Raw genomic sequence first — 10,076 nt, 5'->3', positions numbered from 1 at the left:
CCGCCGGTTCTACCGGCGGATATTTACTTGTATTAAAATTGTGACTAAAAATATGTTTAGGCTCATCTTCTAAATTTTTCGTAAAGAGTGAAATCTGAGATTTATGATATTTTTATACTAGTAAACTATCATTCTTATATAGTGGTTTTATACTATTTATTGAAATATATGTTAAAATATTGTAAATTTCATTGAAGAAATTTACAATTCATTCTATTATAAAGTGGTAGTACACACAGTACAATAGTACATGTGTACAAGTATTACATATTTTAAAGGATGGTGACTATGATGAAAAAGAACAAGTTAGCAGTTTTAGGTTTGGCCGTAGGTTTATTAGCTTTTGGTGGGGCAGTACAAGCAGGTACTAGTTATTCTTACTACAACACTACTGTTGGTAAATTTAATGGAAGTGGTTACACCGGTTACCAAACAAAAGCTTCATCAGGAACATATGGTCATTTAGATTCCCGCAGCGTTGGCGGTAGCTACGTGGTCGATGCGAGAATGCAAGCTAGTTCCGGGACAGGTTCATGGGTTAGAAATGTTACTGATAACGATTTTCGTAGTTTACCAAACTCAGTTCCAGCTGGAACTAGTGCAAGAGTTCAGTTTAGCAATGATTTAGATACACCAGTAGATGTTCAAGTGACGGGATATTGGAGAAGTAATTAATCTCAGGTTTCAAGAACGCTGATAGTCTAATTGATTATCAGCGTTCTTAATTTTTCATTTTTTAAATGACCGGTTCCAGTTTATATCTATTGATACGAAATACATGATCACAAAGAACATTAATATCTTCCTGATTATGACTTGTGATTAAAATAGTACGACCTTCATTTTTGAAGGATAATAACAGATTCCGGATTTTATCTACACTTTCTGCGTCTAAGGCATTGAATGCTTCATCTAAAATAAGAACTTGTTGGTCTTCCATAATAGCCTGTGCAATAGCTAGTTTTTGTTTCATTCCTAAAGAATAATTCTTAACTTTTTGCTTTGCCTGCGGTTGTAACCCTACTATTTTCATTGTTTCAGCAATCTTTTCATCACTAATTTTCCCTCTAATTAACGCCAATTCTTTCAGATTTTGAAATCCAGTTTTATTTGCAATATAACCTGGACGATCTATAATAATACCAAAATTATCAGGGAACCTTTTACTTTTTCCAATTTCTTCGCCTTCAACATAAATCGTGCCGTTATCCGGGAATACGAAGCCGCATATCATCTTAAACAAGACTGATTTACCCGAACCATTAGGACCTATAATGCCATATATTTTCCCTTTTTCAACATTTAAGTCAACATCATCAAAAAGAGTTAACCCCTTATAAGTTTTACTTACATTTTTTAATGAAATAATAGACATACTTTCACCCCACCTATATTTTTAAACTTCGTTTAAACAAGTAATTAATTACTCCCAAAGCGAGAGTATTCATTATAATTAGAATAAATGTTAGATAATATGGAGAAAAATTAGTTAAGTAAACGATACTATTTAGTCCTACTGGAATAATTCCTACCGAATTAATACCTGGTAACATCAATACCATGAGCAAACTAATTAGTAATACACCGTGGATTGATTCTTTGCTTAACCATGAAACAATAAACACAGCAAATATATAAAAAACAACTTGTAAGAAACCGTTAATAAAGAAATGATAAATAACCTCATATAAGGAATTCGGCAATACAGTTGCATAAAAATCAGTATTCATTCCAAAATATACAGCTATTAAAAGAGCAAATGCCATTAATACAAAAAGAAATAAAATCACTACTATTAATAGTTTTCTCATCCAACTCCAAAACCACTTGTTTAAATTTTTATAGCGAATAATTTTGTAGTATCCTAGCTGTTCAATTTCATTACTTAAAAATAACTGAACCAGATAAATAAAACCAAAGAATACGATTAAATAAAAGAAAAAAGGAAGATAAGCAAAATTTTCTGCATTTGAACCTCTAAAAGACATTACCCAAACATCCCAAATCGTTGATTCAAAAGGTTTTAATGAATTAGCTGTCGAGATTATACCTATTAAACATAAAATTAAGTAAATTCCTATGGGGATATAGGATTTTATAGATTGAACATACATTTTTTTATTAAGGTCTATGATTCTTAAATATAAGACACTAAGTAAACCAAACACCAGTACAACAATATAACTTGAAATAGGGGAATTAAACGAATTAACTGCTTTTGTAATTGAAAAATAAGTAGTTGGAGACAGAAAGGCCATTTCCTTCGGTAATAATTTAAATCCTATAATACTTCCAAGAAAAATCATTGCACTAATTAAAATCATAAAATGTTTGCTTTTGGTCAACACATATACAGTTGCTAAAATTGAATGTAACAACGAAAGTGTTAACACCAAAAGTATTAGCTGTGCTATAAATACCAATATTGGTAATTCAAAAAATTTAACTAATTCATAAAGGGTATTAGTTATATGATTGGATCCACTAAGTTGGCTCCAATTCCATGAATAAGGAAACCCTATCATCATAAACAGGGATACAAATAACCATAAGAACAATAGAGGAATACTTTTCAGCCAAAAATGTTTAAGGGAATGGTATACCCATTTTTTGAATGAACCTAATCGAATTAAAATCTGATAATCAAAATCTACTAAAATAGATTTTATTGAAATAAATAGCACGATAGGAATTATGAAATATACAATAAGGTACATGTCGTTCAACAAACGCAACGTAATGTCCCAATTATTAAAAGAAATACCCATTTCATAAGCGGACTTAAAGACTTCCTTCTTTAGCATAAAACCATAAAAGTAAAAAACAACTCCTATAGCCAGCCATTTAATACTGATCACATCTTCAAGATACTCTCTTATGTAAAGATTTCCTTGTCTCATCTTTATATCATCCATTCTTTTCGGTTGCGAATTGCAAAAATATAGAGTCCTATTATAACGATTAACAAAAATGAAAATGGTACGAATACAGTCCATAAAGCTTGTTCTACAATGTTGAATGGAAAAATAGTACTTAATGGTGAAAACCATGGTGCTGCAAGTACACCTGTTATAAAGTTGAAAATATGATAATAAAGAAATGGAGCAGATAAAGCCACAAAAGGATTTTCTATGATAAGCAGTAACATAAAGGCAATAGTAGAATAAACTACCGCATTTATGGAAACCCACAAAGAATAAATCACTCCATATGTTAAATCTCCATATGATAAGAACTGAGAGAAAGTAACTCTAGGAATGACTGAGTTCTCGTCTATAGGTGAATAATAAATTATTCCTAAATGAGGCTCTACGTACACTGCAAAAACAAACGTAAGAAATACCAACAAAAACATAACTATTCCCGTCAAACAGGCATTTATTATGCCTTTGCTAAGTAAATAAGTATTGAGTGAGGTTCTGGTACGAGTGTAAGAAATAAAATTATTTTTTTGCTCTTGCAGAAAGGATGGTAAATAAATGATAATAGCTAGAGCAGGGAAAAGTAACGAAATGATTGTTGATACCATCTCTTGAAACACTTCAATGGGATCAGAAAACTGGTATCCTTCTTTTATGGTGTAAAACCTGATAGTTGGAATCACAATAAGAATTGCTGCCCATAATAATAAATTTTTCACCGTACACGCTCTTTTCAATTCTACTATCAACTGATTGCCTAGCATACATTTCACCTCTTATATTCTTTTACCTATTGATAAAAATTAATTTATTAATTCCCCTGAAGGGTGTGTGAAGTTAACATGACAAATAAAAAACCATTGTCAGTTCCTTATCCTTCGGATGAAGATATTAAAAAACAAATATCAATAATAGCAAAGCATTGGGCAGCTATCAATCAAAATATAACAATTCTGTCTGTAACATAAAAAAGTAGATTTTAATCTGTTAATTACTAACTTTGAGAATAATATTTTTCTTTAATAAGAGTAACCAATTCATCGTAATCAACATTCAATGGTTCAATTTGCTTTAAAAAAGTATCCAGAGAATTATTAATTAAACTTGTACGAATTTGCTTAATTCTTAGATGATTATTTTCTATATAACTCCCTTTGCCTAATTCAGTAACAATTATTTTTTGTCTTTCTAATTCACTATACGCCCTTTGAACAGTATTAACATTTACGCCAAGAATAGAAGCCAACTCCCTCCTTGATGGTATGCTTTCGCCAGGTATAAGCTTTCCATTTATTATTTGGTATATGAAATACCGAACGATTTGAATATAACGAGGCTCTTTTGTATTAAAATTAATATTCATAAGCTTTCCCTACCTATATTTAGGTGTTTTTTTCTAAATTCTCCTTTGCTTTTGGTCAAAAATAATAAATAACCAACAACATTTAGCATTACAAGACATAAAATCCAAACAACTTTAAATCTATTCGCATGATACAATTGGATTAATCCCCATACAGTAAACAAGACATAATAAATTGTAAAACCAATAGCAAATAAAAAGAAACCAATCGCTCGAACATCTATAACTTCTAGTGAAACAAAAAATTGATTTGTTTCGTAGTACAAGTCCCTTTTAAATAGATCAGGAACCCATCGTTTGTTGCCTTCAAATGTAAAGTCAGCTTTCTGAGGATTGCTTTCCCTTGCTTCTTTACTATATATAGACGCTTTAAAAATTAAAGGTTCATCAACAAACAAAGTATCTGTTAGCTCTGAGTCCATTAATGAGATATTTTCGCCAATCTTATATCCTATATCTGCGAAGTGGGCATCATGAACGTTCCCTAAGTATAAGAAAAAACCAAACATAAAACTAACCAACACTAGAATTGAAATCCCAACGGTTAGTAACCAATTTGCAAATGTTTTCTGTCGAATTTCCATCAACGAAATTAATTTTTCTGCCTGTTCAAATCCACCAAAACGTTCGACTGCAATTTTAAATGCTTCACTTTCCGTATAGCCTTCCTTTATTAATTCCTGTACAGATTCATTAAGATGAATACGGGTTTCCTCTTTCAGTTCCATTGTTTCCGGATCTTTTGGATTTGCATGTTTATATAATTTATCAACATATTCATCGATTACCCGCATTTTCATCCCCCTCACATGTTTCCAAAAAGGAATCAATTAATTTTTTTACGAAGTTCCATTCTTTGATTTTTAAATGGAAATTGCGGTTTCCTTCATTAGTCATTTGATAGTATTTTCTGCGAGCCCCTGCTCCTTGTTCGTCACTCCAATAAGAAACAATCCATTTTTTTTTCTCCAATCTTTTTAAAGACAGATAAAGTGTTCCTTCCTTTAATTCAAATGCACCCTTACTTTTAGAACGAACCATTTTTGCAATTTCATATCCATACATATCTCTTTTACTTAGGAGGGATAGTATAAGCGTATCAATATGCCCCTTGAGTAATTCCTTATCAACTTCCAAAACATATCCCTCCAATGATAAACGTTATGTAAAAATATCCCATATGCATAGTCTACATTAAAGTACCTAATAATGCAATGTATTATTTTTCTTTCAAGAAAACTTTGTTCAAAAAGTCACAATTTCTGAACAGATAAAAATTTAATTAGTTTTCTAGCTTTCTATAAGCTATAAGCGTTCATAAACTCTGTAAATAAATCTATGTTAAAAACTTAAAACAAGGGGAGAAATTAATGAAGGTTGGATATGCCCGTGTTTCAACAGGTATTCAAAATCTAGATTTACAATTGGATGCTCTTAGAGAACATGGTTGCGAAGAAATATTTACAGATAAAATTAGTGGAGCCAAAGATAAAAGACAAGGATTGGAAGAAGCTCTTCGATTTGTACGTTCGGGTGACACGATTGTAGTATGGCGCTTAGATCGATTAGGAAGGAATATGCAGCATTTAATCAAGATTGTGAATGACCTTAATGATCGAGGCATTAGTTTTCATAGTTTACAAGAAAACATCACAATGGACAAAGCTAGTGCAACGGGACAACTTATGTTTCATCTTTTTGCAGCCTTTGCCGAATTTGAGCGTAATCTTATTCATGAACGCTCAGCAGCTGGCCGTGCTGCAGCAAGAGCCAGAGGACGACTAGGAGGAAGACCGGAGAAGTTAGATAAGAAAGAATTGGAAATGTTAAAGACATTGGTGGCAAATGGGACTCCTATTACGGATATTGTACGGATATTGCTCAAAGGTGGGGGGTTTAACTGAAATAAGTCTTTTAAACTTGTACACGCTTTCTTATTCCCACTTTCAGAATGCTCTGGCAAAGCGTATAATAGTACATGTATGGACATACATGTACGGAAAAGGGAGATGAGAAAAGATGGAGAAACTAATAGAAAGCATGTATCAATTAATCGTAGAAACATCAACAAATTTGCCAAATGATGTACGTCGAGCGATTGTTGAGGCGAAAGCAAAAGAAAATGCAGGGACAAGAGCAGCTCTGTCACTTTCGACGATTACTGAAAATATTCAAATGGCTGATGAGAACGTATCCCCAATCTGCCAGGATACAGGTATGCCGACATTTGAAATGAAAGTTCCAGTTGGTGTCAATCAAATAGAAATGAAAAAGGCGATTCATGAAGCAATAGAAAGAGCGACAAAAGACGGAAAGCTTCGTCCCAATTCTGTTGACTCCTTAACAGGGAAGAACAGCGGAAACAATTTAGGGGGAGGAACACCTGTCATTCATTTTGAACAATGGGAAGAAAATTATATTGATGCAAGATTGATTTTAAAAGGCGGTGGCTGTGAGAATAAAAACATTCAGTATAGCCTACCGACAGAATTAGAAGGACTTGGTCGAGCTGGCCGTGATTTAGATGGTATCCGTAAATGTATCATGCATTCAGTCTACCAGGCACAAGGTCAAGGCTGTAGTGCAGGGTTTATCGGCGTGGGAATTGGTGGAGATCGGACGACAAGCTATGCGTTAGCGAAAGAACAGCTTTTCCGCACGGTTGATGATGTAAATGAAAATGAAGATTTGCGTAAGCTTGAAGAATACGTGATGGAAAATGCGAATAAGCTTGGAATCGGGACAATGGGATTTGGTGGTGAAGCAACCTTGCTTGGCTGTAAGGTTGGGGTGATGAACCGGCTTCCGGCGAGCTTTTTCGTTTCCGTTGCTTACAATTGCTGGGCATTCCGTCGCCTAGGGGTTGAAATCGATCCTGAAACAGGAGAGATCCAACAATGGTTGTATAAAGATGATGAAACCATCGATTTAAACGGTGAGGAAAAGGAAATTGCAGCAGCAGCCGAGGTAAAAGACGAGGTACGAGAAGTTGTATTACAGGCACCTGTAACGGAAGAACAAATTCGTCAACTGAAGGTTGGAGATGTTGTGATTATTAATGGTATGCTGCATACTGGCCGTGATGCCATCCATCATTATCTCATGGACCATGATGCGCCAATCGACCTGAATGGTCAAATCATTTACCATTGTGGACCTGTTATGCTTAAGGATGAAAATGAAGAATGGCATGTAAAAGCTGCAGGACCAACAACAAGTATTCGTGAAGAGCCATATCAAGGTGATATTATGAAAAAATTTGGTATCCGTGCAGTGATTGGTAAGGGGGGAATGGGACCAAAAACGTTAAAGGCCCTTCAAGAGCACGGCGGTGTATATTTAAATGCCATTGGCGGTGCCGCTCAATATTATGCTGACTGTATTAAAAAAGTAAAAGGTGTAGACTTAATGGAATTCGGCATTCCAGAAGCAATGTGGCATCTTGAGGTAGAAGGGTTTGCAGCGATTGTAACAATGGACTCTCATGGAAACAGTCTCCATGCAGAAGTTGATAAATCATCTCTTGAAAAGCTTGCACAATTTGAAGAGCGAGTGTTTTAAGGAAAGCAAGTGACAGAAAGTCGCAGCGCGTATTGGCTGCGGCTTTTTTCTTTGTATAAAAGTCAAGAAAAGCTCCAATTCAAAGCTGTCTAGCAACAGGCATCAGTACTTGTCACCACTAGGCGGGTACCTTGCGTTTTTTTAAGGAGTTGAAAAAAGACTAAAGAGAAAAATTAAATGATTTTATGGATTTAGGTAAATCATTAAATAATTATACTATTTTTACTCTTTTGCATTGTTTCTCTACAAAACATAAGGGATATTTAAAGATCCCGTAATGTAATAGTATTTCAAAAATTAAAAATATTAGGTAACAAAAAATTCAAAAATTAGATTGACTTTTGAAAGGGTTTTCAATAAAATCTCAATATAAACCAAATGACAAAACATGGTTTTATAATATAAAACAGATAGGGGGATTGAAGGTGCAAAAAGTTTTAAAGATTTTAAATGGTCTTCTTACAATAGCTATTACATTGATTTTCACTACCATGGTTACTCTCGTGTTTATGAATGTTGCTTTAAGATACGGCTTTAATTCTGGGATCACGTGGTCTGAGGAAATGGCGCGTTATTTGTTTGTCTGGATTGTTTTCTTAGGTGCGATTGCAGCATTCAAAGATCGCTCTCATTTAGGGGTTGACGTCTTACTTGGTGTACTACCACCGATTGGTCAGAAAATTATCTATGTTGTTAATCAAATTGTCATTATTGGTTTATTAGTGATTATTATCGATGGCGGTTTAAAAATGATTGTAGTAAACAGTAATAGTTATGGGCCTGCAACTGGTATGCCTTTATCGATCTTGTTCTTTGCAGCCACATTTGCTGCTTCTATCATGATTATTATGAGTTTCGTGCAGACGGTACAATATGTGTTTTTAAATCAAAATCTCCCATCTTGGGCGAAGGCTAAAGAGGAGGAAAGCACATCATGATTTGGGTTTTCTTAGGCGTTTTATTTTTCTTCTTGTTCTTAGGTGTACCAGTTGTTTTCTCAATGCTAATGAGCGCTGTTGCAATGATGTTAGTAATGGGAATTTTTGACCCGCAAATTGTTACTCAACAGCTAGTAAATGGAGCGAATAATTTTCCGTTAATGGCGATTCCATTCTTCATTCTTGCTGGTGAAATTATGAATGCAGGCGGAATTTCAAGGCGTGTTGTGCACTTTGCAACAACACTTGTTGGTCACATTCGTGGTGGTCTTGGTTACGTTACGATTATCGCAGGGGTTATTTTTGCAGGTCTTTCAGGCTCAGCCGTAGCAGATACAGCAGCGCTTGGGGCAATTTTAATTCCGATGATGGCTGCTCGCGGCTATGATATCAGACGGGCCTCAGGACTTGTAGCTTCTTCTGGTATCATTGCTCCAATTATTCCACCAAGTATCCCGCTCATTATGTATGGGGTAATTGGCGGGGTCTCAATTACACAGCTATTTATGGCAGGTATTGTTCCAGGACTATTATTTGCAGTCGGTTTAATCTTCGCATGGTACTTTGTCGCAAAACGTGGAAACTATGAAAAGATGGAGAAAGCATCAGGGAAAGAAAGACTTCGAGCGCTTGGTCAAGCAGTTTGGGCTCTTTTCTTACCTTTTATCATTATTGTCGGTCTACGCGGTGGGATTTTTACCCCGACAGAAGCGGCAGTTATTGCGTGTGTGTATGCCCTTCTCATTAGTCTTACAGTTTATCGTGGAGATTTAAAAATAAAAGCTTTACCTGAAGTGCTTGTTGCTTCTGCAAAAACAACAGGTGTGGTCATGTTTCTTGCAGCAGCAGCACTTGTAACATCATGGGTTATTACGGTTGCACAAATACCGGCAGAGCTTGTTTCTTTCTTAACTGGTTTAACAGAAAGTCCTGTTGTCTTATTACTAATTATTATGGTTTTCCTCTTAATGGTTGGGGTAGTGATGGATATGACTCCAGCGATCTTAATTTTCACACCAGTGCTGTTACCAGCTGTGACTGCTCTTGGAATTGACCCTGTCTATTTCGGTATCTTAATGGTTATCAATTTATGTATCGGACTCATTACACCACCAGTTGGAACAGTTCTTTATGTAGCATGTGGAATTAGCAAAATCAGCATTATTGAGATCACAAAAGGGATTTGGCCATTTTTACTTGTTCAAGTTACGGTTCTATTTTTACTCGTATTATTCCCGCAGCTTGTCACCGTACCACTTGAATGGCTGACACAGTAAAAAAATAAAAGGAGAT

Annotated in this window: 12 protein-coding genes; 6 read left to right on the top strand and 6 right to left on the bottom strand. The window is 34.8% G+C overall.

The annotated features are described in order from the left end of the window. Positions 1-291: 291 nt before the first annotated feature. Positions 292-675 carry a hypothetical protein gene (locus tag BLT_RS0117335; protein WP_026105185.1) on the top strand — a complete coding sequence of 128 codons (384 nt, stop codon included), beginning with the start codon at positions 292-294 and terminating at the stop codon, positions 673-675. Positions 676-736: 61 nt separating this feature from the next. Here the strand turns inward: BLT_RS0117335 and BLT_RS0117330 are convergent, their stop codons facing one another. From BLT_RS0117330 to BLT_RS0117320, 3 genes are read right to left on the bottom strand one after another with little or no spacing between them, the layout of a single operon-like run. Then, positions 737-1,375, bottom strand: coding sequence for an ABC transporter ATP-binding protein (locus BLT_RS0117330; protein WP_017729007.1), 639 nt, complete (start codon positions 1,373-1,375; stop codon positions 737-739). 13 nt (positions 1,376-1,388) lie between these two features. Then, positions 1,389-2,900, bottom strand: coding sequence for a hypothetical protein (locus BLT_RS0117325; RefSeq protein ID WP_017729006.1), 1,512 nt, complete (start codon positions 2,898-2,900; stop codon positions 1,389-1,391). A 2-nt stretch (positions 2,901-2,902) separates the two neighbouring features. After that, positions 2,903-3,640 carry an ABC transporter permease gene (locus tag BLT_RS0117320; RefSeq protein WP_236611110.1) on the bottom strand — a complete coding sequence of 246 codons (738 nt, stop codon included), beginning with the start codon at positions 3,638-3,640 and terminating at the stop codon, positions 2,903-2,905. A 123-nt stretch (positions 3,641-3,763) separates the two neighbouring features. Between BLT_RS0117320 and BLT_RS24760 the strand changes: the two genes are divergently transcribed. Then, entirely contained in the window at positions 3,764-3,889 is a 126-nt protein-coding gene (locus tag BLT_RS24760; RefSeq protein ID WP_268871139.1) for a hypothetical protein, read from the top strand. A gap of 26 nt (positions 3,890-3,915) precedes the next feature. On the opposite strand, the gene BLT_RS0117315 is transcribed toward BLT_RS24760, so the two are convergent. Genes BLT_RS0117315 through BLT_RS0117305 form a run of 3 tightly spaced genes read right to left on the bottom strand, consistent with a single transcriptional unit; the run spans position 3,916 to position 5,421 of the window. After that, positions 3,916-4,284: a GntR family transcriptional regulator gene (locus tag BLT_RS0117315; RefSeq protein WP_017729004.1), complete on the bottom strand. Its 369-nt coding sequence runs from the start codon at positions 4,282-4,284 to the stop codon at positions 3,916-3,918. Continuing rightward, positions 4,281-5,078 (bottom strand): permease prefix domain 1-containing protein, encoded by a 798-nt coding sequence (locus BLT_RS0117310; RefSeq protein WP_017729003.1) that lies wholly within the window; start codon positions 5,076-5,078, stop codon positions 4,281-4,283. The genes BLT_RS0117315 and BLT_RS0117310 overlap by 4 nt, the downstream gene beginning before the upstream one ends. Continuing rightward, positions 5,062-5,421 (bottom strand): PadR family transcriptional regulator, encoded by a 360-nt coding sequence (locus tag BLT_RS0117305; RefSeq protein WP_017729002.1) that lies wholly within the window; start codon positions 5,419-5,421, stop codon positions 5,062-5,064. The genes BLT_RS0117310 and BLT_RS0117305 overlap by 17 nt, the downstream gene beginning before the upstream one ends. A 233-nt stretch (positions 5,422-5,654) precedes the next feature. Between BLT_RS0117305 and BLT_RS22265 the strand changes: the two genes are divergently transcribed. The 4 genes from BLT_RS22265 (at position 5,655) to BLT_RS0117285 (ending at position 10,060) form a co-directional block, all read left to right on the top strand. Further along, positions 5,655-6,188 carry a recombinase family protein gene (locus BLT_RS22265; protein WP_051045267.1) on the top strand — a complete coding sequence of 178 codons (534 nt, stop codon included), beginning with the start codon at positions 5,655-5,657 and terminating at the stop codon, positions 6,186-6,188. A gap of 115 nt (positions 6,189-6,303) precedes the next feature. Continuing rightward, positions 6,304-7,845: a fumarate hydratase gene (locus BLT_RS0117295; protein WP_017729001.1), complete on the top strand. Its 1,542-nt coding sequence runs from the start codon at positions 6,304-6,306 to the stop codon at positions 7,843-7,845. Between the two features lie 425 nt (positions 7,846-8,270). Next, positions 8,271-8,783, top strand: a complete 513-nt coding sequence (locus tag BLT_RS22260; RefSeq protein WP_017729000.1) for a TRAP transporter small permease — start codon at positions 8,271-8,273, stop codon at positions 8,781-8,783. Further along, positions 8,777-10,060, top strand: a complete 1,284-nt coding sequence (locus BLT_RS0117285; protein ID WP_026105184.1) for a TRAP transporter large permease — start codon at positions 8,777-8,779, stop codon at positions 10,058-10,060. The genes BLT_RS22260 and BLT_RS0117285 overlap by 7 nt, the downstream gene beginning before the upstream one ends. Positions 10,061-10,076: the final 16 nt, after the last annotated feature.

The sequence above is a fragment of the Halalkalibacterium ligniniphilum genome (assembly GCF_000334155.1).
In the GTDB taxonomy this organism is placed as follows: Bacteria; Bacillota; Bacilli; order Bacillales; family Bacillaceae_D; genus Halalkalibacterium; species Halalkalibacterium ligniniphilum.
This window is presented reverse-complemented; position numbering and strand designations above follow the sequence as displayed.

Bases quoted from the DNA above. Each gene is read 5' to 3' on its own strand.
- BLT_RS0117335 (WP_026105185.1), top strand. From the start codon at position 292: ATGAAAAAGAACAAGTTAGCAGTTTTAGGTTTGGCCGTAGGTTTATTA.
- BLT_RS0117330 (WP_017729007.1), bottom strand. From the start codon at position 1,375: ATGTCTATTATTTCATTAAAAAATGTAAGTAAAACTTATAAGGGGTTA.
- BLT_RS0117325 (WP_017729006.1), bottom strand. From the start codon at position 2,900: ATGAGACAAGGAAATCTTTACATAAGAGAGTATCTTGAAGATGTGATC.
- BLT_RS24760 (WP_268871139.1), top strand. From the start codon at position 3,764: ATGACAAATAAAAAACCATTGTCAGTTCCTTATCCTTCGGATGAAGAT.
- BLT_RS0117315 (WP_017729004.1), bottom strand. From the start codon at position 4,284: ATGAATATTAATTTTAATACAAAAGAGCCTCGTTATATTCAAATCGTT.
- BLT_RS0117310 (WP_017729003.1), bottom strand. From the start codon at position 5,078: ATGCGGGTAATCGATGAATATGTTGATAAATTATATAAACATGCAAAT.
- BLT_RS22265 (WP_051045267.1), top strand. From the start codon at position 5,655: ATGAAGGTTGGATATGCCCGTGTTTCAACAGGTATTCAAAATCTAGAT.
- BLT_RS0117295 (WP_017729001.1), top strand. From the start codon at position 6,304: ATGGAGAAACTAATAGAAAGCATGTATCAATTAATCGTAGAAACATCA.